This window comes from Actinophytocola algeriensis (assembly GCF_014203735.1).
Lineage (GTDB): Bacteria > Actinomycetota > Actinomycetes > Mycobacteriales > Pseudonocardiaceae > Actinophytocola > Actinophytocola algeriensis.
Map to the genome: position 1 here is coordinate 211944 of NZ_JACHJQ010000008.1, position 24420 is coordinate 236363.

Annotated in this window: 19 protein-coding genes; 12 read left to right on the forward strand and 7 right to left on the reverse strand. The window is 73.6% G+C overall.

What is annotated here, in order from left to right; genetic code table 11:
* Positions 1-61 precede the first annotated feature (61 nt).
* Positions 62-682: a DUF47 domain-containing protein gene (locus tag FHR82_RS34660; RefSeq protein ID WP_184814833.1), complete on the forward strand. Its 621-nt coding sequence runs from the start codon at positions 62-64 to the stop codon at positions 680-682.
* 4 nt (positions 683-686) lie between these two features.
* Entirely contained in the window at positions 687-1682 is a 996-nt protein-coding gene (locus tag FHR82_RS34665) for an inorganic phosphate transporter (RefSeq protein WP_184814834.1), read from the forward strand.
* Between the two features lie 51 nt (positions 1683-1733).
* On the opposite strand, the gene FHR82_RS34670 is transcribed toward FHR82_RS34665, so the two are convergent.
* Positions 1734-2132, reverse strand: a complete 399-nt coding sequence (locus FHR82_RS34670) for a hypothetical protein (protein ID WP_184814835.1) — start codon at positions 2130-2132, stop codon at positions 1734-1736.
* Between the two features lie 207 nt (positions 2133-2339).
* Here FHR82_RS34670 and FHR82_RS34675 point away from each other — a divergent pair, with 207 nt between their 5' ends.
* Genes FHR82_RS34675 through FHR82_RS34690 form a run of 4 tightly spaced genes read left to right on the forward strand, consistent with a single transcriptional unit; the run spans position 2340 to position 8044 of the window.
* Positions 2340-4472 carry an AfsR/SARP family transcriptional regulator gene (locus tag FHR82_RS34675; RefSeq protein ID WP_184814836.1) on the forward strand — a complete coding sequence of 711 codons (2133 nt, stop codon included), beginning with the start codon at positions 2340-2342 and terminating at the stop codon, positions 4470-4472.
* A gap of 46 nt (positions 4473-4518) precedes the next feature.
* Positions 4519-5001 carry a 2Fe-2S iron-sulfur cluster-binding protein gene (locus FHR82_RS34680; RefSeq protein ID WP_184814837.1) on the forward strand — a complete coding sequence of 161 codons (483 nt, stop codon included), beginning with the start codon at positions 4519-4521 and terminating at the stop codon, positions 4999-5001.
* Positions 4998-5987 (forward strand): FAD binding domain-containing protein, encoded by a 990-nt coding sequence (locus tag FHR82_RS34685; RefSeq protein WP_184814838.1) that lies wholly within the window; start codon positions 4998-5000, stop codon positions 5985-5987. Before FHR82_RS34680 ends, FHR82_RS34685 begins: the two co-directional genes overlap by 4 nt.
* On the forward strand, positions 5984-8044 hold the full coding sequence (locus FHR82_RS34690; RefSeq protein WP_184814839.1) for a xanthine dehydrogenase family protein molybdopterin-binding subunit: 2061 nt from the start codon (positions 5984-5986) through the stop codon (positions 8042-8044). Before FHR82_RS34685 ends, FHR82_RS34690 begins: the two co-directional genes overlap by 4 nt.
* On the opposite strand, the gene FHR82_RS34695 is transcribed toward FHR82_RS34690, so the two are convergent.
* Together FHR82_RS34695 and FHR82_RS34700 are read right to left on the reverse strand one after the other, a co-directional pair.
* Complete coding sequence (locus FHR82_RS34695) at positions 8022-9098, reverse strand: monodechloroaminopyrrolnitrin synthase PrnB family protein (protein WP_184814840.1); 1077 nt, start codon at positions 9096-9098, stop codon at positions 8022-8024. The genes FHR82_RS34690 and FHR82_RS34695 overlap by 23 nt on opposite strands.
* Before the next feature lie 54 nt (positions 9099-9152).
* On the reverse strand, positions 9153-10223 hold the full coding sequence (locus tag FHR82_RS34700) for a coiled-coil domain-containing protein (protein WP_184814841.1): 1071 nt from the start codon (positions 10221-10223) through the stop codon (positions 9153-9155).
* A gap of 108 nt (positions 10224-10331) precedes the next feature.
* Here FHR82_RS34700 and FHR82_RS34705 point away from each other — a divergent pair, with 108 nt between their 5' ends.
* Positions 10332-11528 (forward strand): tyrosine-type recombinase/integrase, encoded by a 1197-nt coding sequence (locus FHR82_RS34705; protein ID WP_184814842.1) that lies wholly within the window; start codon positions 10332-10334, stop codon positions 11526-11528.
* A 4-nt stretch (positions 11529-11532) separates the two neighbouring features.
* Here the strand turns inward: FHR82_RS34705 and pdxR are convergent, their stop codons facing one another.
* Positions 11533-12984 (reverse strand): MocR-like pyridoxine biosynthesis transcription factor PdxR, encoded by a 1452-nt coding sequence (gene pdxR, locus FHR82_RS34710; protein ID WP_184814843.1) that lies wholly within the window; start codon positions 12982-12984, stop codon positions 11533-11535.
* On the opposite strand from pdxR, the gene FHR82_RS34715 reads away from it, so the two are divergent.
* Positions 12983-13912: an aldo/keto reductase gene (locus tag FHR82_RS34715; protein WP_184814844.1), complete on the forward strand. Its 930-nt coding sequence runs from the start codon at positions 12983-12985 to the stop codon at positions 13910-13912. The genes pdxR and FHR82_RS34715 overlap by 2 nt on opposite strands.
* Here FHR82_RS34715 and FHR82_RS34720 read toward each other — a convergent pair whose 3' ends face one another.
* Together FHR82_RS34720 and FHR82_RS34725 are read right to left on the reverse strand one after the other, a co-directional pair.
* Positions 13913-14935: an MASE1 domain-containing protein gene (locus FHR82_RS34720; protein WP_184814845.1), complete on the reverse strand. Its 1023-nt coding sequence runs from the start codon at positions 14933-14935 to the stop codon at positions 13913-13915. It abuts the gene before it with no gap.
* A gap of 105 nt (positions 14936-15040) precedes the next feature.
* The gene (locus FHR82_RS34725) at positions 15041-16519 is read right to left on the reverse strand and encodes a substrate-binding domain-containing protein (protein ID WP_184814846.1); all 1479 of its coding nucleotides are present in this window, start codon (positions 16517-16519) and stop codon (positions 15041-15043) included.
* 108 nt (positions 16520-16627) lie between these two features.
* Here FHR82_RS34725 and FHR82_RS34730 point away from each other — a divergent pair, with 108 nt between their 5' ends.
* Positions 16628-17374, forward strand: coding sequence for a class I SAM-dependent methyltransferase (locus tag FHR82_RS34730; RefSeq protein ID WP_221464660.1), 747 nt, complete (start codon positions 16628-16630; stop codon positions 17372-17374).
* A gap of 52 nt (positions 17375-17426) precedes the next feature.
* Positions 17427-21374, forward strand: a complete 3948-nt coding sequence (locus FHR82_RS34735) for an alpha-(1->3)-arabinofuranosyltransferase (RefSeq protein WP_225943847.1) — start codon at positions 17427-17429, stop codon at positions 21372-21374.
* Here the strand turns inward: FHR82_RS34735 and FHR82_RS34740 are convergent.
* The gene (locus FHR82_RS34740) at positions 21352-22533 is read right to left on the reverse strand and encodes a lipopolysaccharide biosynthesis protein (RefSeq protein ID WP_184814847.1); all 1182 of its coding nucleotides are present in this window, start codon (positions 22531-22533) and stop codon (positions 21352-21354) included. The genes FHR82_RS34735 and FHR82_RS34740 overlap by 23 nt on opposite strands.
* A 53-nt stretch (positions 22534-22586) precedes the next feature.
* Between FHR82_RS34740 and FHR82_RS34745 the strand changes: the two genes are divergently transcribed.
* Together FHR82_RS34745 and FHR82_RS34750 are read left to right on the forward strand one after the other, a co-directional pair.
* Positions 22587-24245, forward strand: a complete 1659-nt coding sequence (locus tag FHR82_RS34745; protein WP_184814848.1) for an MmpA family trehalose lipid delivery protein — start codon at positions 22587-22589, stop codon at positions 24243-24245.
* Positions 24242-24415 carry a hypothetical protein gene (locus FHR82_RS34750; RefSeq protein ID WP_184814849.1) on the forward strand — a complete coding sequence of 58 codons (174 nt, stop codon included), beginning with the start codon at positions 24242-24244 and terminating at the stop codon, positions 24413-24415. The genes FHR82_RS34745 and FHR82_RS34750 overlap by 4 nt, the downstream gene beginning before the upstream one ends.
* Positions 24416-24420: the final 5 nt, after the last annotated feature.

A 24420-nucleotide genomic window follows, 5' to 3' on the forward strand; every position in this document is an offset into this window, starting at 1 on the left:
CCGCAACCGGCCGTTCATGAACCGTCAATACTCTGGCCATGATCGCGGAAGGGAGGGTCCGATGCGCCTGCGTTTGAAGCCTCGGGACGACAGGTTCTTCGACCTGTTCAGCGTCGCCGGCACCAACATCGCCACGGCGACCAGTCTGCTGCGCGAGTTCGTCACCGTGCCCACCGAGGAACGCGGCGAGCTGGCCAAGAAGATGCGCGCCGCCGAGCACGCCGGTGACGACGCCACCCACGCGATCGTCGAGCAGCTGGACCGCTCGTTCATCACGCCGTTCGACCGCGAGGACATCTACCGGCTCGCCATCCGCCTCGACGACGTCGTCGACTACATGGACGCGGCCGTCGACCTCACCACCCTCTACAACCCCGAGGCGCTGCCCGACAACGTGCGGCTGCAGGTCGAGGTGCTCGACAAGTGCGCGAAGCTGACCGCGGACGCCATGCCGCGCCTCGCGACGCTGCGGAACCTCACCGACTTCTGGGTGCAGATCAACGAGCTGGAGAACGAGGCCGACCAGATCTACCGGCGCCTGCTGCAGTTCCTGTTCAACGGCAGCCACGACCCGCTCACCGTGATGAAGCTCAAGGAGATCGTCGACCAGCTCGAGTTCGCGGCCGACGCCTTCGAGCACGTCGCCGACGTGGTCCACAGCATCGCGGTGAAAGAGTCCTGACCCGGTGAACTGGGACTGGATCGCGCTGATCACCGTCATCGTGCTGGTGGTGATCTTCGACTACACGAACGGCTTCCACGACGCGGCCAACGCGATCGCGAGCGCGGTGTCCACCAGGGCGCTCTCGCTGCGCGGCGCGCTCGGGCTCGCCGCGGTGATGAACCTGATCGGCGCCCTCGCGGGCACCGGCGTCGCCGTCACCGTCGCGAAGGGCATCATCGACACACCGCACTCCTCGCACGGCATGGAGGTGGTCGGCGCCGCGCTCGTCGGCGCCATCCTGTGGAACCTCACCACCTGGTACTTCGGGCTGCCGTCCTCCTCGTCGCACGCGCTGATCGGCGGCATGGTCGGCGCCGCGCTCGCGTCCGCGACGACCGTGCACTGGTCCGGGGTGCTGGTCAAGGTCGTTATCCCGATGATCGTGTCGCCGCTCGTCGGAATGACGCTCGGCTACTTCGTGATGATCGGGCTGATGTGGGCGTTCCACCGGGCCAACCCGCACCGCGCCGGGCGGCTGCTGCGGCGCGCGCAGATCGCGTCCGCGTCCAGCCTCGCGCTCGGCCACGGCCTGCAGGACGCGCAGAAGAGCATGGGCGTCATCGTGCTCGCGCTCGTCGTGACCGGCCACCAGGACGACTACCACGTGCCGTTCTGGGTGATCCTGCTGTGCGCGACCGCCCTCGCGGCAGGCACCTGGTCGGGTGGGCTGCGGATCATGCGCACCCTCGGCAGGCGGATCTTCCACCTCACGCCCGCGCACGGCTTCGCCGCCGAGGTCTCCGCGTCGTCCGTGCTGTACCTGACGGCGTTCGTGTTCGCGGCGCCGGTGTCGACCACGCACGTCATGACCTCGTCGGTCATGGGCGTCGGCGCGACCCAGCGCCGCAAGGCGGTCCGCTGGTCGGTGGCCGGTGACATCGCGATCGGCTGGGTGCTGACGTTCCCGGGCGCCGCGTCGATCGCCGCGGTCACGTTCGGCCTGCTTAGCCTGTTGTGAACACAGGGTGGAGGGGCACCGCGCCGCGGTGCCCCTCCACCCTCGTGGTGGCTAGCAGTTGACGTCGACGATCCACACCCACGGCGTGACCCCGTGGACGTGCGCCCACTCGCCGTCGTCGTACCAGCCCAGCTGGACGAACACGTCGCAGCCGGGCACGCGGAGCTGGTCGACGTCGTCGATGCGCGTGGCCTCGTCGGACCACTCACCCGGGTACAACGTCTCGGTGTTGTCCGGGTTCGGCGTGCTGTTGTGGCCCGCCGAACTGACGTACATCTTCCGGCTGGTCCCGTTGTAGACGGCCACGTCGAAGCCCTTGTCCATCGGCTCGACGGCGGCCGGCTCGGCAGCCGGTGCCGCTGTGGCCGCTGTGGCCGACGCCGTGCCGGGCAGCAGCACCACCACGAGCGCCGCGAACAACGCCAGTACCGCGGTCAACCTCGTCCTCATCGTTCTTCCCCCTTCGATCGGATGTGCCCGGACCCCCTGTCCGGACGGCTCTGACACTGCCCTCGACCGCTGTCAATCGGCTGCCAAACGAATGACTGAGCGTCATGTCCGCAGGTCACGGCGGGGTTGCGGAACGCGGGACGGGCGTTGATCCTGGAGGGCGCGCGCCGGCGGGGGGCCGGCGCAGGTCGGGGGGAGCGTCCCGTGGTGGACGACGCACGTGTCAGGTTCGAGGTTCTCGGCCCGGTCCGGGCCACGGTGGCAGGAGAGCCGATCCCGCTCGGCGGGCCCAAACGCACCGCGCTGCTGGCGGCACTGTTGCTCGACGCGGGCCGGGTGGTGTCGACCGACCGGCTGATCGCGGCGGTGTGGGAAGGCGACCCGCCCGCGTCGGCCCGGTCGGTGGTGCACGGCATCGTCCGGGACCTGCGCCGGGCGGTGGCCGCCGCCGGGGTCGGCACCGAGGTGATCGCCACCCAGCGCCCCGGCTACCTGCTGCGGCCCGACGCGTGCACCACCGACGTCGGTGACTTCGAGCGGCTGCTCGCGCGAGCACGCGAACCGGGCGACACCGCCCGGCGGGCACGGCTGCTGCGCGACGCGCTCGCCCTGTGGGCAGGCCCAGCGCTCGACGGGATCGACGCCCCGATCGCGGCCACGGCCGCCACGGCACTGGAGGAACAGCGGCTCGCCGCCCTCGAGGAGCGGATCGACGGGGACCTCGAACTCGGCAGGCACGCGACGGTGGTCGCCGAACTGACCAGGCTCGTCGAGGACTTCCCGCTGCGCGAACGGTTCCGCGGCCAGCTGATGCTGGCGCTCTACCGGTCGGGCAGGCAGGCCGAGGCACTGGAGGAGTTCCGCCGCTGCAGGCGGTCCCTGGTGGCCGAGCTGGGCATCGAACCAGGTCACCGGCTGCGCGAGCTGGAACGCGCGATCCTCGCCGAGGACCCCCGGCTCGGCCGCGCGGAACCGCTCACCGCCCTACCCCGCCCGCGGGCCGCGGTGCGCGCACGAGTCACCGGGCCCCGGGTGAAGGGCGCGGTACCGGCACTCGCGCTCGTCGCCGGTGCGCTGCTAGCCGTACCCGCGTCCACGACCGACCCGGTACCCGCCGAGGACGTGGTCGCGGCCGCGCCGCAGCAGGTGGTCGGGCCGGCCTGGCAGCAGGAGCCGCCCGCCCGGCTGGACGACGCGTTGTTCGGCGTGACCATGAACAGCGACAGCGGGGCGATGCCGGACTTCCGGGTCGGCGCGGTGCGGCTGTGGGACAGCGCCACCCGCTGGGCGAACGTCGAACCCGAGCCCGGCCGGTACCGGTGGAACCGGCTCGACCGGCTCGTCGCGGGCGCCGAGGCCGCCGGTCACCCGGTGCTCTACACGATGGGACTCGGTGCGGCGTGGACGAACCCGGCCGGTGCGCACAGCCCGTACACGGACTCGTCGACCACCGCGGCGCCGGCCGACCGGTCCGCCTGGGACCGCTACGTCGGCCAGGTCGCACGTCGGTACGCGGGCCGCGTCGAGGCCTACGAGCTGTGGAATCTGGCCAACTCGCCGCGCTACTACACCGGCACGGTCGACGAGCTGGTCGAGCTGACCCGCCGTGCCGCCGCGATCATCCGGGCGGCCGACCCCGCCGCGACGGTGGTGTGCCCGTCGATGGGCGAGCTGTGGCAGGCGTCGTCGCGGGAGTACCTGCACCGGTTCGCGCTCGCGGGCGGCTACCGGCACTGCGACGTCGCGGCGGTGAAGCTGCACCAGCGGCACGCCGAGGACACCCCGGAGTCGATGGCCGAGCTGGCCGAGGAGATCGACCGGGTCTTCCACCGCGCGGGCGTCCACAAACCGCTGTGGAACACCGGGAGCACCTACAACATCGCCCTCGAACCGCCCTTGTCGCAGGCCGACGCGGACAACTACGGCGTGCGTTTCTACCTCGTCGGCATCCACGCGCGGTACGACCGGATGTACTTCTACAACTGGGGGAGCCGCGGCATCCCGCTCGTGCTGCAGCCCGAGGGCGGTGAACCGACCCGCGCCGCCCGCAACATCGGGACGTTCGCCGGGTGGCTCTCCGGTGCCCGGGTCCGGTCGTGTTCGCACGGACGCGACGCCGGGCTGCCGCCGCGAGTCTGGGAGTGCCGGTTCGTGCTCGCCGGCGCCGAGCAGGCACGCGTGCTGTGGACCGACGACGGCGAGGCGGAGCTGCCGACGTGGCCCACGGCCGCGCGGGTGCACGACCTGAGCGGTGCGCGGACCTCGCTCGACGGGCGGCCCACCGTGCGGGTCGGCGAGAGCCCGGTCATGGTGGTCGACAGGCCTGGGCACACCGACTGAACCACGCCGACGTTTCCGCCTGCCGTGCCGCGGTAACCCGGTCCGCGTGGAAGCCACGATCACGATCACGGTGGACGGCCGGCAGCGCACGGTCGCGGTCGACACCCGCACCACGCTGCTCGACGCGCTGCGGGACCGGTTGGCGGTGACGGCACCCAAGAAAGGCTGTGACCACGGGCAGTGCGGCTCGTGCACGGTCCTGCTCGACGGGCGGCGGGTCCTGTCGTGCCTCGCGCTCGCGGTCGCGCACGACGGGGCCGAGGTGGTGACCGCCGCCGGGCTCGACAACGACCGGCTGCGGGAGACGTTCCTCGACAACGACGCGTTCCAGTGCGGGTACTGCACTCCCGGCCAGCTGTGCTCCGCCGCCGGCATGCTCGACGAGCTGAAGGCCGGGTGGCCCAGCGCCGTCACCGACGGCGAACCCACCCTGTCCGCGTCGGAGATCCGGGAGCGGATGGCGGGCAACCTGTGCCGCTGCGGTGCCTACGTCGGCATCGTCGCCGCCATCCAGGAGGCCGGCCGGTGATCCCCTTCGACTACCGCCGTGCCGAGAACCCCGCCGGGGCGGTCGCCACCGTGGCCGGCGCGCCGGGTGCCGTGTACCTCGCCGGTGGCACCAACCTCGTGGACCACCTCAAGCTCGACGTCGCCCGGCCCGACCTGGTCGTCGACGTCACCGGGCTGCCCTTCGACCGGGTCGAGCCGCGCGCCGACGGCGGGCTGCGGGTCGGCGCGACCGTCCGCAACAGCGACCTCGCCGCCCACCCCGTGGTGCGCGAGCGCTACCCGGTCCTGTCGCAGGCGCTGCTCGCCGGCGCCTCCGGCCAGCTCCGCAACATGGCCACCACCGGCGGCAACCTGCTGCAACGCACCCGCTGCCCGTACTTCCAGGACGTCACCACCGCCTGCAACAAACGCGACCCCGGCAGCGGCTGCTCCGCGATCGAGGGCTACCACCGCTACCACGCGATCCTCGGTGCCTCCCCGGACTGCGTCGCCGTGCACCCGTCCGACATGGCCGTCGCGCTCGTCGCGCTGGACGCCACCGTGCGGGTGCTCGGCCGCCACGGCGAGCGGGACATCCCCGTCGACGCGCTGCACCGGCTGCCCGGCGACCGGCCCGACCGCGACACCATCCTCGAGCACGGCGACCTCATCACCGCGGTCGACCTGCCCGCGCCGCTGTCGGTCCGGTCCGCCTACCGGAAGGTGCGCGAGCGGTCGTCGTTCGCGTTCGCGCTGGTGTCCGTCGCGGCCGTGGCCGACCTGCGGGACGGCCGGGTCCAGGACTGCCGTATCGCCTTGGGCGGGGTCGCGCACAAACCGTGGCGCGCGCACGCCGCCGAGGACGTGCTGCGCGCCGGGGAACCGTCCGAGCAGCTGTTCACCAGGGCCGCCGACGCCGAGCTGGCTGGTGCGAAACCCTTGCCCGACAACGGGTTCAAGGTCGCGATGGCGCGCGGCGCGCTTGTCGCCACACTGCGCGGGCTCACCACGGAGGGCACGGCATGACCGGCATGATCGGCACCGCACTGCCCCGCCGCGACGGCCCGGCCAAGCTGCACGGCACGGCGCCCTACGCCTACGAACACGACGTCGAGCACCCCGCGTACGCGCACCTCGTGCAGGCCACGATCGCCCGCGGCCGGGTCACCGGCTTCGACCTGTCGGCCGCGAACGCGCTCGACGACGTCCTCGCGATCCTCACCCACGAGAACGCACCCCGCCTCGAGGACACCGGCAACGCCGAACTGGCCGTGCTGCAGGACGACGCGGTCGCCTTCCGCGGGCAGGTGGTCGCGGTGGTCGTCGCCGAGACACCGGAGACCGCGCGCCAGGCAGCCAACGCGATACAGGTGACCTACGACAGCGAACCCCACGAGACGCGGCTGCGTGCCGACGACGCCGGGCTGTACACGCCGGAGAAGGTCAACCCGGCGCTGCCCACCGAAAGCTCCCAGGGTGACGTCGAGTCCGCGCTCGCCTCGGCCGACGTGACGGTCGACGAGGTCTACACGACGCCGATGGAACACAACAACCCGATGGAGCCGCACACGACCGTGGCGCACTGGGACGGCGACCGGCTCACCCTGTACGACTCGACGCAGGGCGTGCACCCGCTGCGTTCGGCGGTCGCGTCGCTGTTCGGCCTCGACGAGGACCGCGTCCGCGTGGTGGCCCCGTACGTCGGCGGCGGGTTCGGCAGCAAGGGCCAGCCGCACGCACCCGTCGCGCTGGCGGTGCTGTGCGCGCGGCACCTCACCGGCAGGCCGGTGAAGCTCGCGATCACCCGTCAGCAGATGTTCTCCCTGGTCGGCTACCGCACCCCGACGATCCAGCGGATCCGGCTCGCGGCCGACCACACCGGCGCCCTGACCGGCATCGCCGTGGACGTCGTCGAACAGACCGCGCGCGTCAAGGAGTTCGCCGAGCAGACCGCGACACCGAGCCGGTCGATGTACGCCGCACCGCACCGCCGCACCGGGCACCGGCTGGCCGAACTGGACGTGCCGGTGCCGTCGTGGATGCGCGCACCGGGCGAGTGCCCTGGCATGTTCGGGCCCGAGGTCGCGATGGACGAGCTGGCGCAGCGGTGCGAGGTCGACCCGATCGCGCTGCGGATCCGCAACGAGCCGGAGCTCGACCCGGACAGCGGCAAGCCGTTCTCCAGCCGCAACCTGATCGGGTGCCTCGAGGACGGCGCCCGCCGGTTCGGCTGGGACGCCCGCGACCCGCGACCCCGCACCCGGCTGGAAGACGGCTGGTGGATCGGCACGGGGGTCGCGTCGTCGACCTACCCGGTGCACATGTCACCCGGCTCGGTCGCGGAGATCCGGTACACCGCCGACGGCCGCTACGAGGTGGCGATCGGTGCGGCGGACCTCGGCACCGGCACGTGGACGGTGCTCGCGCAGGTCGCGGCGGACCGGCTCGACGTGCCGGTCGACCGGGTCGAGCTGCGCATCGGCGACACCGACCTGCCGAACGCGACGGTCGCGGGCGGGTCGTCCGGTGTCGCGTCGTGGGGCTCGGCGATCGCCGACGCGGCAGGCGCGTTCCGCGACAAGTTCGGCACCGACCCGGCGGCGGGCGACGAGGCGTCCGGGCGGACGCCCGACCTGTCGGAGACGTTCGCGATGCGGGCGTTCGGTGCGCAGTTCGCCGAGGTGGCGGTGCACGCCGACACCGGTGAGGTCGAGGTGCGCAGGCTGCTGGGCGTGTTCGCCGCCGGCCGCATCGTCAACCCGCGCACGGCCCGGTCCCAGTTCCTCGGCGGCATGACCATGGGCCTGTCGATGGCGCTGCACGAACAGTCGGTGATGGACCACCGCTACGGCCACGTGGTGAACCACGACCTGGCCGAGTACCACATCGCGACGTGCGCGGACGTCCGCTCGCTGGAGGCGCACTGGCTCGACGAGACCGACGAGCACGTCAACCCGCTGGGCACCAAGGGGATCGGTGAGATCGGCATCGTCGGCACGGCCGCCGCGGTGGCGAACGCCGCCTGGCACGCGACCGGGGTCCGGGTCCGCGACCTGCCGATCACCCCGGACCGGTTCCTGTGACCGCGCGTACCCGTTCGCTCGCGGTGCCCGGCCGGTCGCGGGCGGCACGGAGGTCGACCAGGCGGGACAGGGTCGCCAGGACGACGTCGAGTGGCGGGCCGCTGGCGGTGAGCCGGGCGCGGCGGTCGGGTGGCATGGACTCGGCGGGCCGCGCGAGGAACGGCACCACGAGCCGGTGGTGGTGGAAGGCGTAGGCGGCGCCGTGGGCACGGCAGACGGCGAGGTACCGCTCGGCGTGGGTGCCGTCGCGTTCGACGAGCGCGAGCAGGTCGGCGGGTGGCGTGCGTAGCCGCGGCTGGTCCTCCGGCGGCACGTACGGGTACTTCTCCGCGAGGATCCGCTGGTAGAACGGGTCGCCGAGGTCGCAGAGGCCCAGCGCCAGGTCGATCTCGTTGACGGCGGCGAAGTCACCCGCGTTCGCGCCCCGGTACTCGGTGCCGACGACGACGTGTGGTTTGAAGTACGGGCGGACGTTGAGGAAGAACCGGTCCGGGTCGAGCGACTCGGCCAGGGCGCGGTTGGCCGCCAGCACCGCGTCGAGCGCGGCGAGTGCCTCGTCGTACAGGGCGGCCGCGAGCGCGGTCGTGACGGACGGGATGCGGCGCAGTGCCGCGGCGGCGCGCTGGTAGGCGAGCACGCCGAGGCCGTTGTGGTCGATGAACAGCTGCTCGTCGGGAAGGTCGGTGAACGTGCGCGCGGCCGGGTTGTGGGTCGACAGGTGCGCGAACACGAACCGGGGCGCGACACCGAGCGCCAGGCCGAGCCGGCCGGCCACGGCCTGCGCCGCTTCGGGCGCGTCGACCTCGTGGCGCCGGCAGGCGGCGAGGTAGAGGCCGACGGCGCCGAGCAGGTCGTACGGGTTGTCGGTGCTGGTGGTGCCGATGCGGGTCACGAGGGTCGCGCCGTCGTCGCGGAGGGCACGTTTCCGCTGGTCGAGGTCGTGGTCGTCGTAGACGATCTCTTGGCCGGCGGCGAAGTACGCCCCTTCGAGGCCGGTGTTGGCCGCGGTGAACTCGGTGGACAACCAGCGCGTGAAGTCGGTGACGGCGGACATGCCGCCATGGTCGGCCCGGCCACCGGCGCGCGAACAGGTCCACCTCCGGCCCGGCTAACTGGTCCGGTCGGTCAACAGCTCCGCCAGGAGGCGGGTCCGCAGTTCGTCGGCGGCCAGGTCCGGGGTCAGCAGCACGTCGCGGAGCGCGGTGGTCCTGGCGCGTAGCTCGGTCGCCTGGTGGGCGGCGGCGGTGACGTTCGTGAGCTGGGCGGTGAGGTCGTCGGCCCTGGCCCTGGCCCTGGTCAGTTCCGCGGCGGTCTCGTCGAGGCGGGTGCGGGCGCGGGTCAGTTCCTCCCCCAGCTCGTCTCCCCTGCCGCGTGCACGGGCGAGTTCGCTCGACAGGTCGTCGACCCGCGCCATCGTGCGGGCCAGTTCCTCGTCGACGGTTCTGCGCAGGTCGGTGAGCGCGGTCCGGGCCGCGTCCCGTTCCGCTCGGGTGGCCGCCAGCTTCTCCGTGGCACCGGCCAGAGCTTTCGCGGCGGCGTCGGCGTGGGCGCGTTCCTCACGGACGAGTGCCTCCGCGCGTTCTCGTTCTGTGGTCGCGACGCCCTCTGCGCGGGCCTGGGCGCGTTCTGCCTCGGCGCGGGCCTCGTCGGCGGAAGCCGCGGCTGCCAGCGCGTGGTCCCGTTCCCGGCGCGCCTGCTCGACCTCGGCGGTTGCGGTGCGGACAACCTCGGCCGCGTTCTCGGTCGCGCGCTGCGCTTCGGTGGTCGCGGCGGTGGCGGCGTCCTCCGCGGTCTGGCGGAGTCCGCGTTCGTGGGCGACGGTCTCCTCCGCCTCGGCGACCCGCGCGGCGGCCGCGTCCAGTTCGGCACCCAGGGTGTCCCGCAGGGCGGTCGCCGCGGTGAGCACCTCCTTCAGCGGGTCGGCGATCCGGTCGGCCGCCGCCGTGAACGTGCTGGTGGCGGCCGTGATGCCGGTGTCAGCGGTGGTGCCGAGTGCCTCGGCGAGCGCGTCCTGCGCGGCCGCGAGCTGCTTGCAGGTCTTGCCGCCCGGCCACGTCCGGTCCGGGCAGTACGCGTACGGCCGCCCGCCCCTCGGACCCGGCGGCGGCAGCGGCGCCCGGCAGCGGCTGAAGCCGCAGAGGGAGTCCGTTTCGAGGGTTTCGACCACGACATCGACCATGTTCTACAGTCTAGTATCAACTCTCATTACCTATAGACCGGGTTACAGATAACGTAACTACAACATGGGTCAGCTACAGAACCGAGCTTTTGTAGCTAAGATGGTGGCGTGACCACAGGGGAGTTGACGAAGGCGCCTGACGGGCCGTGGCCAGGCGTCGAGAGGCCAGCGGAGCTACTGGCTCAGATCGCGGAGTGGCTCGGCGGCTACGGGAACCGCGCCACGAGGCGCACGTACGCGGAAGGGCTTGGACTGCCCACAACCGAGACCGATCTCCGCGACTGGATCACCGACCCCGAAAACGACGACTGGGCTGTGTCGATCACCCGGTACGCCGCCGTCATCGGCGCCACCCCCGCCGCGGCCCCCGCCCGCCGCACCCCGCCCCCGGCACCCCGCGGCAGGTTCCGCCACCTGCACTGGTTCCGCTGGTGCGCCACCCGCGGCGTGGACCCGCTCGCCGCGACCGCCACCCACGTCAAGGCCTGGCTCGACGCGCTCGCCACCGCCGACGCCGCGCCTGCCACCCGCGACCGGATGCTCGCGACCGTCAAAGCCCTCTACACCCACCTCGCCGACACCGGTCTCGCCGCGGGCAACCCGGCCGCGCTCAACCGCCGCCGCCTCGGGCTCGCCGCCCCGTCCACGAGCGCCACCGTCGTCCTCACCACCGACCAGGTCCGCGCGCTGTACACGGCGGCGCGGACCCCCCGACGGGGCGCGGGCGCGCTCGACACGGCCCGCGCGGCCGCCGTCGTCGCCCTGTTCACCCTGGGGCTCCGCGTGAGCGAACTGTGCGCGCTGGACCGCGGCGACCTGCACGTGACCCGCGGCCGTCGCGCCCTGCGCGTCCACGGCAAGGGCGGCAAGACCCGCGTCGTCTACCTGCACACCGCGGCCGAGGAGGCCCTGACCGGCTACCTGCGGGAACGGGACGCCGACGCGGGCACCACCCTCACCCGCCGCCGCGTGCCCGTCGACACGCCGTTGCTGGTCACCCGCACAGGGAACCGGTTCCGGCGCCAGGCCGTGTGGCAGCTCCTGCGCCGCCTGTCCGCCGACACCCCACTGCACCCGCACGCCCTGCGCCACTTCTACGTGACCACCGCGGTCGAGGCGGGCGCCCAGCTCGTCCACGTCCAGGCCGACGTGGGCCACACCAGCATCGACACGACCGAACAGGTGTACAACAACGCGGCCCGCGACCCGTCCCGCAGCGCCGTCGACCTGGTCGGCGACGCGCTGGCACTCGGCTCACCGCAGCCCGACGATCAGCGAGGCCCCCTGGACGAGGCGTCGGGCTGAGCCCTCAGCCCGGGAGGCTGTCGCGGAGGAGCGCGACCGCACTCGGGATCTCCGTGTCACCGATGTTGCCGTACCCGAGGACGAGCGCGCGGCCCGCGTCCGCTGACCGCTCCGTGCGGTAGTCGTCGAGGTCGGACACGCTCAGCCCGGCGGCGGCCGCGGCGCGGACCACCGCGCGGGTGTCGGTGCCGTCGGGCAGGTGCAGCAGGATGTGCAGGCCGGCCGCGGTGCCTGCGGCCCTGCCGTCCGGGATCAGCTCAGTGAGGGTGCGGACCAGCAGGTCGCGGCGGGTGCGGTACCGCCGCCGCGCCGCACGCAGGTGGGCGTCGTACCACCCGCGGTCGATGAACGTGGCGAGCGCGAGCTGGTCCAGCACCGGCGGTGCCGCGGCGACGGGGTTGGCCGCCCGCAGCGCCGCTGCCATCGCGCCGGGTGCGACCAGCCAGCCCACCCCGAGCGCGGGTGAGAGTGTCTTGCTGACCGAGCCGAGCAGGAACACCCGGCCGGGCGCCATCCCCTGCATGACGGCGACCGGGTGGTGGTCGTAGCGGAACTCGGCGTCGTAGTCGTCCTCGACGACGAAGCCGTCGACGTCCTGTGCCCAGCGCACCAGCCGCGCACGGCGGGCCGGGGACAGCACGGTGCCGGTCGGGAACTGGTGCGCCGCACCGACCACGACGGCGCGGGCCGGGGTGCGGGCGAGGTCGTCGACGCACAGCCCGTTCTCGTCCACCGGCACCGGGTGCACGCGCAGGCCCGCGCTCGTGGCCGCGTCCCGCAGCCGCGGCCAGCCAGGGTGCTCGACCGCCACGTCCGTGATCCCCTCGGCACGCAGCGCGCGGCACGAGCGGTCCAGGCCGTCGGTGATGCCCGCGCAGATGATCACCGAGGAGGGGTGCGCGGCCGCGCCACGCGAGCGCCGCAGGTACTGCGCGACGGTCGTCCTCGCCGCCGCGTGCCCCGCCGGGTCGGGCAGGCCGAGGTCGTGGTGCACGGCCGAGTCGACGACCGCCCGGACCGCCTCCGCCCACCGGCGGCGCGGGAACGCCCGCAGGTCGGGCAGGCCAGGAGAGAGGTCGTACCGGACCGGCGGCGTGGCCGGGCCCCGCGGTGGCTCGGGGTGTGGCGCGACGTCCGGGACCCACGAGACCCGCGTCGCGGAACCGACCCGTGCCGCGAGGTAGCCCTCCGCCGTGAGCCGGCCGTACGCCTCCGTCACGACCCAGCGGGAACAGCCGAGCTCCTCGGCGAGCGCGCGGCTCGGCGGCAGCGCGGCACCCTCCGCCAGCCTGCCGTCGCGGATCACCGTGCGCAGCGCCTGCGCGAGGCGGTCGTGCAGCCGGCCACTGGCCGGGGGACCCACGTCCAGCAGCGTCGCCCACGCGAAATTGGTCTGGGAAACCACCACAGGATTGGAGGGTACTGCCGTACCGAAGTTGCCTACGGTGGCGGACATGATGGAGAACCTCGCTCTGGGCGCCATGTGGTTCGGTACGTGGACCGACGAACGGACGTCGTTCGAGATCCTCGACCGCTTCGTGGACGCGGGCGGCGTCTGGATCGACACCTCGAACTCCTACGCGTTCTGGGTGCACGAGTCCGGCTTCGGCGGGCAGAGCGAGACGGTGCTCGGCCGCTGGCTGGCGAGCCGCCCCGGTGTGCGGGACCGCGTCCGGCTCAGCACCAAGGTCGGTGCCGAACCCGCCGAGACGGGACCGTGGCCGGAGACCGCGGAGGGGCTGTCGGCGGCGGTCGTCAAGAAGGCGATCGAGGGCAGTTTCGGCAGGCTCGGCACCGACCGCGTCGAGCTGTACTGGGCGCACATGCCCGACCGGTCGACCCCGCTGGAGGAAACGGTCGGCGCGTTCGACGACCTGGTCGAGGCCGGGACGGTCGCCCGCGTCGGCTGCTCCAACTACCCGGTCTGGCAGCTCGAGCGGTCGCGGCAGCTCTCCAGGACCGGCGGGTTCACCGCGGTGCAGCAGCTGCACACCTACCTGCGGCCGCGCCCCGGGATCCGGCCGTCCGGCCTGCGGTTCGGCGCGCTCAGCGACGAGGTGCTGCACTACCTGGAGCACCACCCGGACGTGGCGCTGTGGGCGTACACGCCACTGCTGAGCGGCGGCTACACCCGCGCGGACAAACCGCTGGCCGAGGGGTACGACCACCCCGGCACCACCCGCCGCCTCGCGGCGCTCGACGAGGTCGTCGCGGAGACGGGGACCAACCGGAACCGGGTGGTGCTGGGGTGGTTGTCCGGCGGGCACCCGGCGGCCACGCCGATCGTGGGCGTCAGCTCGGTCGAACAGCTGGCCGAGGCGATCGCGGGCGTGTCACTGGCGTTGACCGCGTCGCAGCGCGAACGCCTCGACGCCGCGATGTGATCATGCGGGCGGTGTGGTCGCGGGGCCGTCCCCGGCGCCGCGGCGGACGTTGCGGAACAGGCCGCGGTTCAGCAGCCGGTACGGTTCGAGCGCCAGCACCGCGTCCGAGAGCTGGGTGGCGGCGCGCTGCAGGGACCGCTGCGCCGCGTCCCGCTCGCTGGTGATCGCGGCGAGCAGCAGCGCGGTGAGCGTGGCGGAGCCGTTGAACGCCTGCAGGGTGATCATCGTGGTCAGCAGGTCGAGGTCACCGAACGGCCCGTTCCGGTCCGCGGCGGCGAGGACGATCGTGACGGTGACGATCAGGTTGCACGGCGCCGCGCCCGCCTGCCGGAACCGCAGCGCCGCCCAGATCAGCACGGGGAAGATCAGGAACAGCATGGTGATCGGCAACCGGGTCACCGCGTAGGTGACGGCGACGACGCCGAGCACGAGCCCCGCCGCCTCCAGCCACCGCACGAGCGGGACGCGCCACTGCCACCGCCTGCCCGCCGCGACGAGCAGCACGGGTGCGATCACCAGCACACCCATCGCGTCGCCGGTCCACCACACCGACCAGGTGGCCCAGAAGTCCCCTGGCTCCAGTGCGCCGACGGCGGCGAGGGTGCCGGTGCCGATCGTGGCGCTGATCAGCATGCCGCCGAGGGCCGCGACGAAGACGAGGGCGAGCACGTCCTTGAGGCGCAGGAAGTCCGGCCGGAACCCGGCCTTCGCGAGCAGCAGGCAGGCGCACACGGGGGCGATCGTGTTCCCTGCGGAGATCGCGACGACCGCCGGGAACGTGGGCCCGACGAACACGTTGGCGAGAAAGGCCCCGATCGTGATGCCGGGCCAGCACCGCATGCCGAACAGCAGCAGGCACGCCAGCGCGATCCCGGTCGGCGGCCACAGGGGCGTCACCTGTCCGCGCACGAGCGCGAGCTGCAACCCGACCCTGGCGGCGAGGAAGTAGACGACGGCGACGCCCAGCACCTGCGCACCGACGACGAGACATCGACGCGACTGGGGCGAAGCCGTCCATGGCACGGCGCAAGTGTGCGCGGCCGGACGCGGTCAGGCAACGCGTGTCCCACCTCTGTCACCTGGGGAATTCCCTGCGTGGTGGGTGCGCGTCCGGTGACTTTCCCGCGGTCAGGGTTTGCAGAGCGGGGGCTGGCACAGCATGCTGCTCAGCGCGGTGTAGAAGATCGTCGGCAGGGCGGTCGGGTCCGGGGCCGTGAACGCACGGCCGCCGGTGGCCGTCGCCATCGTGGTCAGTTCGTCCAGGGAGGCGTCCGGGCCGATGCCGATCGCGATCAGCGGCAGCGGGCGGCGCGGGTCCTGGAGTGCGCGCAGGTCGGCGAGCAGGGTGTCCAGGTCGATGCCGTCGCTGTCCTCGTTGCGGCCGTCGGTCATCACCACGACCACGTTGAGCCTGCCCGGTTCCCACTGTTCGCGGGCGGTTCGGTAGGTGACCGCCGTGCTGTCGTACAGGCCGGTGGCGCCGTTCGGGATGGCGCTGACCGCGCGCAGGCGGTCCAGGGCACCCTGCTCACGGTGTTCCGCGACCGTCCGCATCGGCAGCAGGTCCTCGTAGTCGCGGTCGCCGTCGAGGGTGGTGGAGAAGAGGGTCAGTCCCACCTTCGTCGTGGGTTTGACCATGCCGAAGCCCGCCTCGGTGGCGGCGAGCGTGACGCCCATCCGGTCCAGGCCCGTGCCCGGTACCGACTGCGCCATCGAGCCGGACACGTCCATCAGGATGCTGAGCCTGCCGCTGAGGTTGATGGCCGCCCACTGGTTCAGCATCTCGTCGGCCACGTCGGTGTCCGGCACGGGAACCGCGGTGTCCGGTGGGTGGAGGTGGTGCGCGGTCAGGGTCGCCGTCGCGCCGGTGTCGAGGAGCTCCGCCAGCAGGCGCTGCGCCAGGGCGCGTTCCGTCGACCTCGGCAACACCGTGTACGGGTAGTCCAGCGACGGCACCGGCGGGTCGGCCGCCACCGCCACCAGGTCGCCGGCGTGGACCAGGACGTCGTGCTCCGACATCGGGTATGCCGCCACGTGCTCGTACACGTCGGCGCCCGGCCGCACGACGTGCTGGGACAGCCCGCGCAACACCATCGTCGCCGCTGGCAGGGTCCGGACGCCGAGCAGTGTGGACAGGCCGACCGGGTCCTGTACCGGATCGGGCAGTCCCGCGACCACGTCCCCGAGCACCCTGCCCCACGTCAGGGGTGTGCCGACCCGGTCGGCGGCCACCTTCGTCACGCCGAGCACCACCGGCGACGACGCGACCGACGTACCGCCGACCGGCAGGTCCCACGCCCGCCGCGCCTGTGTCCGCTGCAGCCACACCGTCGACTCGGGTATCCACACGTCCGGCTGCCGGGCCTGTGGTCCGGCCAGCACGTCGGCCGTGGCCGCCGACTCCTGGGGCGTCACCAGGACGCGGGCGCACGCGTCGCCGAGGCGGTCGGCCGCGGCCTCGACCACCGGGGCGATCTCCGGTGTCGCGGTGACCCGCAGCGTCCTGGTGCAGTCGGCGCTGGAGAACTGGAGGTGCGGGTAGCCGACCCACAGCGCGACGGCGAGCACGAGCAGTGTGCCGAGCACAACCGGTGGCCGGCGGAGCATGCGACGACGCTAGCCGCCCGCCCTTTGTTCCGTGGCACAAAACCTTCTGTGCCCAGTGCCAAAGCCTCCCCGGCTATCGTCGCGCCACGACCTTCGCAGGAGAGCCGAGTGGACTTCGACCAGGTGCGCCGGGACTGGACCACGCTCGGCGAGCGGGACCCGTTGTGGGCGGTGAGCGTCGCCGCGGGCAAACGCGGTGGCCGCTGGGAGGTCGACGAGTTCCTCGCGCTGGGCCGCCGGGACGTCGGCCGGGCCCGGGCATGGTTCGCCGAGCTCGGTCTGCCGACCACCTGGGAACGCGTGCTCGACTTCGGCTGCGGTGCCGGCCGGTTGTCGCAGGCGCTCGCCGAGCACGCCGACGAGGTGGTCGGTGTGGACGTGTCCGCGCCGATGCTCGACACGGCGCGCGCGCTCGACCGCAGCGGCGGGCGGTGCCGGTTCGTGCTGAACGAGGCACCCGACCTGCACGTGTTCCCGAGCGGCAGCTTCGACCTCGTGTACTCCGAGCTGGTGCTGCAACACCTGCCCCGGCGGGTGGTGGCCCATTACCTCGCCGAGTTCGTGCGGGTGCTGCGGCCCGGCGCGGTGGCGCTCGTGCAGTGCACCATCCGTCCTCTGTGGACGATGAAGGGCGTGGTGTGGCGGCTCGCGCCGACGCGGCTCGTCCGCCTCGCGCAGCGCGTGGTGCTCGGTTATCCGGCGCCGATGCTGATGACGCCGGTGTCCCCGGCGTGGCTGACGGCGGTCGTCGAGGCGCACGGCGGGGTCGTGGTCGGTTGCGCCACCGCACCGGAACCGGACACGCACTGGGCGTCCGCCCGCTACGTGATCCACAAACCGGCCGGGGAGAGCTGACATCAGGGTCCTCCGCTCCCCCACCACGTGGATCGCCGCCGGGCTGGCACTGTTGTCGTTCCTCCAACTGCCCGGCCGCACCACCTTCGACACCAAGCTGGACCTGGTCGTCGACCCGGTCGCGTTCCTCGGCCGCGCGCTGCACCTGTGGAACCCGGCCGCGAACGGCGGCGAACTGCAGAACCAGGCGTACGGCTACCTGTTCCCGATGGGCCCGTTCTTCGTCGCGGGCGACGTCGCGGGGTTGCCGCCGTGGGTGACGCAGCGGCTGTGGTGCGCGCTCCTGCTGGTGCTCGCCTACACGGGTGCGCTGCTGCTGGCGCGCGCACTGCGGATCGGGTCCGAGCCCGCGCGGCACGTCAGTGCGCTCGCGTACGCGCTCGCGCCGAGGATGCTCACCGAGATCGGCCCGCTGTCCGCCGAGGTGCTGGCCGCGGTGATGCTGCCGTGGGTGCTGCTCCCGCTGGTGCGGGCGAGGGAGCTGGGGGCGCGGCGGGCCGCGGCGCTGTCCGGCGTGGCGGTGCTGTGCATGGGCGGGGTCAACGGCGCCGTGGTCGTGATGGCCATGGTCCTGCCGGTGCTGTGGCTGCTCACCCGGCAGTGGACGTGGCCGCACGTGCGGCTGGTCGCGTGGTGGTCCGGGGCGGTCGCCGCCGCCGTGCTGTGGTGGGTGCTGCCGCTGGTGCTGCTCGGCCGGTACAGCCTGCCGTTCGTCGACTACGTCGAGTCGGCCACCAACACCACCTCGCCGACCTCCCTGTTCCAGGTGCTGCGCGGCACGAACCAGTGGGTCGCCTACGTCGTGCAGGGCACGCCGTGGTGGCCGTCCGGGTTCCTGCTGGTGGACAACCCCGTGCTGATGGTCGCGACCGGGCTTCTCGCGGCGGTGGCGCTCGCCGGGCTCGCCCGCAGCGGTCTGCCGGAGCGGCTGTTCCTCACCCTCGGCGTAATCACCGGCGCCGTGCTGCTGACGATCGGGTACGTCGGCGCCCTCGACAGCCCGCTGTCCGAGGTCGTGCGCGGGCTGCTGGATGGACCGCTCGCACCGCTGCGCAACGTGCACAAACTCGAACCGGGGCTGCGGCTGCCGCTCGCGCTGGCCCTGACCTACGCGATCACCGCGCGGAAGCGGGCACCGGCGCCCGCACGGTCGTTCCCCGCGCTGAACCGGCGCCTCGCGGCCGGGACGCTGCTGGTGCTCGTCGCCGCAGCGCCCGCGTGGCTGCTGACGCTGCGCCCGGGACCGGGCTGGGACGAGATCCCCGGCTACTGGCGTGAGGCGAGCGCGTGGCTGGCGCGCCAGGACCCGGCGGCACGCACGTTGCTGGTGCCGGGCACCGGGTTCGCCGAGTACACGTGGGGCCGCCCGGTCGACGAGCCCATGCAGGCGCTGGCGGACGCGCCGTGGGCGATCCGCAGCCAGATCCCGCTCGGCTCCGAGGGCAACACCCGGCTGATGGACGCGGTCGAGGACGCGCTCGCCGACGGGCGCGGCGCACCCGGCCTCGCCGACTTCCTGGCCCGCTCCGGACACCGGTTCCTGTTGCTGCGCAACGACATCGACCGCGCCGACGCGCCGCCCGCCGCGGTGCTGCGCGCGGCCATGGCCCGGTCCCCCGGGCTGACCAGGGTGGCCGGGTTCGGGCCGGACGTGCGGCTGCCCGGTGCGGTCGACGCGGCGCTCGGCCCGGTGGCGTCGCTCGAGGTGTACCGGGCCGACCGGGACGTGCCAAGAGCGGTGGCCGTCGCGACCGCCGACCTCGCCACGGTGAGCGGCGGGCCGGAGTCGCTGCTGCCGCTGCTGGACGCAGGCCTGCTCGACCCGGGCCGCCCGGCGGTGCTGGCCGGGGACGGCGGCGCACCCGGCGCGCGGGACTGGTACGTCACCGACGGGCTGCGGAACCGGGAACGCAACGTGGGCCGGATGCGCGACAACCTGGGCCAGACCCTCACGGCCGGCGAGCGGCCGAGGCAGAACCGGCCCGCGCTCGACGTCCTGCCGTTCGACGACCCCGTGCACCGCACGGTCGCCGCCTACCAGGGGGTCCGGGAGGTCACCGCGTCGTCGTCCGCGAGCTTCGCCGACTCGGTGCGCGGCACGGACCTGACCGCGATGCCCTACGCCGCCCTCGACGGCGACCCGTACACCGCGTGGCAGTCCTCGTCGCTGCGCGACCCGGCCGGGCAGTGGCTGGAGGTCACGCTCGACACGCCCCGCGTCCTGACCGAGGTGCGCCTGCGGGTGGTGGACGACCGGCGGGTCGGCTGGCCGGTCACCCGCGTGCGGCTCACCACCGACGCGGGTTCGGTCGAGCACGAGGTGGCCAGGGGCGCGCAGGAACAGCGGTTCACCGTCGCCACCGGGCTCACCGGGCGGCTGCGGGTGACCGTGGTGGCGATGGCGGCGAACCGCGACACCGGCAACGTGGGCATCGCGGAGCTCGCGATCCCGGGCGTCGAGGCACAGCGCGCGATGCGGGTGCCCACGGACGTCCGACCTGATGACCGGCAGCGCACCGCGTTCAGCTTCACGAGGGGACCGCAGCCCCGGTACGCGTGCCTGCGCCTCACCGACGTCGTGCGCTGCGATGCGAGCCTGACCCGGTTCGGTGAGGAACCCGCGGGCGTGCACCGCCTGTTCACCACCACCGCGCGGACCACCTACGACGTGGGCGGCACCGTCCTGCCCGCTGGTGGCGCCACGCCGCCGCTGATCCTGCCGGGGATGGGGGTGTCCGCGTCCACCCAGCTCGCTGGTGATCCCGGCGCCGCGGCGCTCGGTGCGGTCGACGGCGACCCGGCCACCACGTGGATCGCCGACCACACCGACCAGCGGCCCGTGCTGCGGCTGGCGTGGGACGGGCCACGCGACATCCGCGGCCTGCGCCTGGTGACGACCGAGGGCGCAGGCGCGAGCGCACCCGCCGAGGTGCTGATCACCTCGGCGGCGGGCACGGTCCGGCGCGCCGTCGGCCCGGCCGGCTCGGTCGACTTCTCCGGGCGCACCGACCAGGTGGAGATCGAGGTGATCCGCGTCGCGCCCGGCGTGGCGGGGCCACCGGGGATCAGCACCGTCGAGGTCGACGGCGTGCCGTTCCCCGAGATCCGGCCGGACACGCCGGTGCGGATGCCGTGTGGTGCGGGTCCGGTGCTGCGGGTCGACGGCCGCGAGTACGACACCGCGGTGTCCGGCACGGTCGCGGACGTCCGGGAGCACCGGCCTCTGCCGCTGGTCCCGTGCCCCGACCTGGCCGAGGGGCTGGACCTGACCGCGGGCGACCACGAGCTGCGCACGACGCGCACGGCCGACTTCGTGGTGCAGGACGTGTGGCTGCGGCCCTCGGGCACCGCCCCGGTGGAACCGAGGGCGCGGACGGTCACGGAGGTGTCCTGGGACGCGGCGCACCGCGAGCTGCGGATCGCCGACGGACCGGCCGCCGTGCTCGCGGTGCGGGAGAACGCCAACGACGGCTGGGTCGCGAAGGCCGACGGGAAGGTGCTCGCCGGCACGAGGATCGACGGCTGGCAGCAGGCGTGGCTCGTGCCGGCCGGCGCGACGACGGTGGTCCTCGAGTTCACGCCGGACGGGTCGTACCGGACCAGGCTGCTTGCCGGCGCGGTGGCGGCGCTGGCGCTGCTCGTCGTGGCCGTCGTGCCGGGACGGCGCGGGCAGGGACCGCGCGGTCCATCGACGCGGCCCGCGCGGGGTGCGTGGGTGCCGTGGGCGCTGGCCGTGCTGCTGGTGGTGCTGGGCGGGATGGCGGGGCTGGTCGCGCTGCTGGCGTGCCTGTTCGTGCGCAGCGTCGTGCCGAGGTACCGGCGGGCGGTGTCGATGGGGCTGGCGTTCGGCGGGATGGCCTGCGCGACGCTGATCAGCGTGGCGGGCCGGCTGCTCGAGCACGGGCAGGACTGGGCGTACGGCACGGCCGCGCAGGCGTCGGTGCTGGTCGCGCTCGCCGCCGTGGTGTCGGTGCGGGTCAGGTGGTTCGACCGTGCCTGACCTCCACGAGCACGCCCGCCACGACGAGCAGCCCCGTGGCGGCCACGGCCGCGCCGACCACCTGTGCCGGCGAGTCGTTCAGCCACCCCATTACGAGACCGGTCTCGACGGCGACCGCCAGCCAGGTCAGCACGCTCGCCCGCCGGTCGCCGTCGGCGATCCGGGCGAACAGCAGGATCTGCGCCGCCGCGAGGAACGAACCCGTGACCGCGAAGGGCCACAACGGCAGCGCGCTATCCACATAGGACTGTCCACCGACGAGCGCGGTCAGCTCCGGTCCGAACAGGACGGACGCGAGCACGACCACGCCGTCGAGCGCCGCGCACACCGCGAGACCGGCCGCCACCGCCTTCGTGCGGCCTGCGCCGGTGAGCCTCGGCAGCACCAGCACGGCGACCGCGTGGGGCAGCCAGTAGGCGATCTTCGCCAGTACCGCGCCGACCGCGTACTCCCCCGACGCGGCGGGCAGGACGTGCCGCGCGAGCACCAGGTCCAGGTTGACCAGCACGACGACGGCCAGCAGCGCCTGCGCCGCGTGCGCGACCTCGGCCAGCCGGGCAGTGCCGAACCGCGCGGGCACCGGGCGCCCGCAGACCACCCAGCCCGCGCACGTGGACACCGTCACCCCGACCGCGATCCCCGCCATCGCACCGCCGCTCGTGCCGGTCACGGCCAGGCCGACGAGCGCGCCGCCCACCCGCCCCGCCGCCTCACCGGCCACCAGCACGCCGTACCGCGCGAACCGCTGCCGCCCCTGCGACAGGCCGAGCCACAGGCCGTTGACGGTGAGCGGCGCGACCGACACCGCGAGCCACACGACCGCGCCGACGTCGGACACGTGCAGCACGTGCGCGACGAGCGGCATGGCGGCGCCGAACACCACGGTCATGCCCGCGGCGACCGCGATACCGAGACCGGTGAGCGGTCCGCGTGGCTCGCCGGGGTGCGCGGCCACCCGCAGCGCCACCGCGGTCTGCACGCCCATCGCGGGGACGGCGCCGATCAGCAGCACCGCGAGCAGGGCGCTCAGCTCGCCGAACGCCACCGGGGCGAGCACCCGCGCCGCGATGACCGTCAGCAGGTAGCCCGAGGCGTTGGACGCCATGACCCCGGCCGTCACCGCCAGCGCGTGCCACCCCGTGCGCTGCTGGACCGGCATCGGGCTCCTCCACAGGACGAGAGTCCCCGCACTGTAACCGGACCACCGCACTGATGAAACCCTTGAACGCCAAGGTTTTCGCGCTCCCCGCACTGTCCGCCGCGCTCGCGCTGGCGGTGCTCGCGCCTGTCCTGACGCCAGGTTTCACGCTGGTCGGCGACATGGTGTTCTCGCCGGACCAGCCGCTGCTGCCCGCCGCCGTGGGACTGGGCACCACGCCGCCGCGCTCGGTACCCGCGGACGCGGTCGTCGCCGTCCTCACGTGGCTGCTGCCGGGTGACCTGGTGCAGAAACTCCTGTTGCTGGCCGCGCTTTCGCTGGGTGCGTGGGGCGCGGGGCGGCTCGCGCCCGCACGGTCGCTCGGCCCTCGGCTGGTGGCGGCGACCGCGTACGGGTGGACACCGTTCGTCGCCGAGCGGTTGTTCATGGGCCACTGGCCGTACCTGCTCGCGTACGCGTGCCTGCCGTGGGTCGCGGCGGCCGGTCTCGCGCACCGGCGCGGTGAGCCGAAGTCGTTGGCACGTCTGGTGTTGTGGTCGCTGCCTGCCGCGCTGACCCCGACCGGCGGGCTGCTCGCGGCCGGTACCGCGCTGGCGACGGCGGGGTGGCGGGCGCTGCCGGCGCTCGCGCTGCTCAACGCGCCGTGGTGGGTGCCGTCGGTGTTGCGGCCGGGGTCCGTCCTGTCCGCACCGGAGGCCGTCGACTGGTTCTCCGCGCGGGCGGAGAACTGGGGCGGCACCGTGGTTTCCGTGCTGGGCACTGGCGGGTTCTGGAACTCCTCGGTGACCCCGGTGAGCCGGGAGCTGCCGGTCACGCCGGTGCTGACGCTGCTCGTCGTCGCGGTCGCCGCGGCCGGGTGGCCGGTGCTGGTGCGCCGCCTGCCGGAGGCGACCCGCCTGTTGTGGCTCGGTGCGGCCGGGTTGCTGCTCGCGCTGGCGGCGCACCTGCCGTTCGGTGCGGCCGCGATGCGGTGGCTGGTGAGCGAGGTGCCGGGGGCCGCGCTGCTGCGGGACGCGCAGAAATGGGTGGCGTGGTGGGCGTTGCCGCTCGCACTGGGGTTCGCGCTCGCGGTGGAGGCGGCACGCAGGCGGGCCGTCGTGGCCGTGGCGGTGTTGCTGCCGCTCGTGGTGACACCCGACCTCGCGTGGGGCGGCATGGGCAGGCTGGACACCGTTCAGTACCCGGCGGACTGGGCCGTCGTGCGGGACGTCCTCGCCCGTGACGAGCACCCCGGCGACGTGGTGTCCCTGCCGTTGGGCGCTTTCCGCCGGTTCGGGTGGAACGAGAACCGGACACAGCTCGACCCCGCGCCGCGCTTCCTCCCGCGCACGACCGTCGTCGACGACACCGTCCACGTCGACGGGCGACCGCTGCCTGGCGAGGACACCCGGCTCCCGGCGATCCGGGAGGCGTTGCGCCACAACGCGGACCTGGGCCCGCTGGGCATCGGCTGGGTCCTGGTCGAGCACGGCACCCCCGGCCGGGTCGACCCGCGCACCCTCGAAGGCCTCGTGCCGGTGCACCGCGGGGAGTGGCTCGACCTGTACCGCGTCCCTGGCCGGATCACTCCACCGCGTGACACCGGACCACCCCGCGTGCCCGTACTCGCCGCCGACGCGGCGGCCGCCCTTTTCGTGGCCGGATGCCTGTTGTGGCAAGTGATACCGGCCGGTAGATTCACCCGCAACCGACGTCGAGGAGTCACACCGTGAGCAGCAGGATCATCGCCGCCGCAGTCGCCGTGGCGGCGGGTCTCGCCCTGGCCGTCGGCGGCGCGGCCACCCTGGTCAGCCTCGCGCGGCCCGACCGCGGCATCGACCTCCAGAACGCCCCGGCAGGCAACGGCGTCGACGGCGGCGTCGTCGACTACGGCACCAAGTAACGCCC

Coding starts and splice junctions, on each gene's coding strand:
- FHR82_RS34660 (WP_184814833.1), top strand. CDS start 62: ATGCGCCTGCGTTTGAAGCCTCGGGACGACAGGTTCTTCGACCTGTTC.
- FHR82_RS34670 (WP_184814835.1), bottom strand. CDS start 2,132: ATGAGGACGAGGTTGACCGCGGTACTGGCGTTGTTCGCGGCGCTCGTG.
- FHR82_RS34690 (WP_184814839.1), top strand. CDS start 5,984: ATGACCGGCATGATCGGCACCGCACTGCCCCGCCGCGACGGCCCGGCC.
- FHR82_RS34695 (WP_184814840.1), bottom strand. CDS start 9,098: ATGTCCGCCGTCACCGACTTCACGCGCTGGTTGTCCACCGAGTTCACC.
- FHR82_RS34700 (WP_184814841.1), bottom strand. CDS start 10,223: ATGGTCGATGTCGTGGTCGAAACCCTCGAAACGGACTCCCTCTGCGGC.
- FHR82_RS34715 (WP_184814844.1), top strand. CDS start 12,983: ATGATGGAGAACCTCGCTCTGGGCGCCATGTGGTTCGGTACGTGGACC.
- pdxR (WP_184814843.1), bottom strand. CDS start 12,984: ATGTCCGCCACCGTAGGCAACTTCGGTACGGCAGTACCCTCCAATCCT.
- FHR82_RS34725 (WP_184814846.1), bottom strand. CDS start 16,519: ATGCTCCGCCGGCCACCGGTTGTGCTCGGCACACTGCTCGTGCTCGCC.
- FHR82_RS34740 (WP_184814847.1), bottom strand. CDS start 22,533: ATGCCGGTCCAGCAGCGCACGGGGTGGCACGCGCTGGCGGTGACGGCC.
- FHR82_RS34745 (WP_184814848.1), top strand. CDS start 22,587: ATGAAACCCTTGAACGCCAAGGTTTTCGCGCTCCCCGCACTGTCCGCC.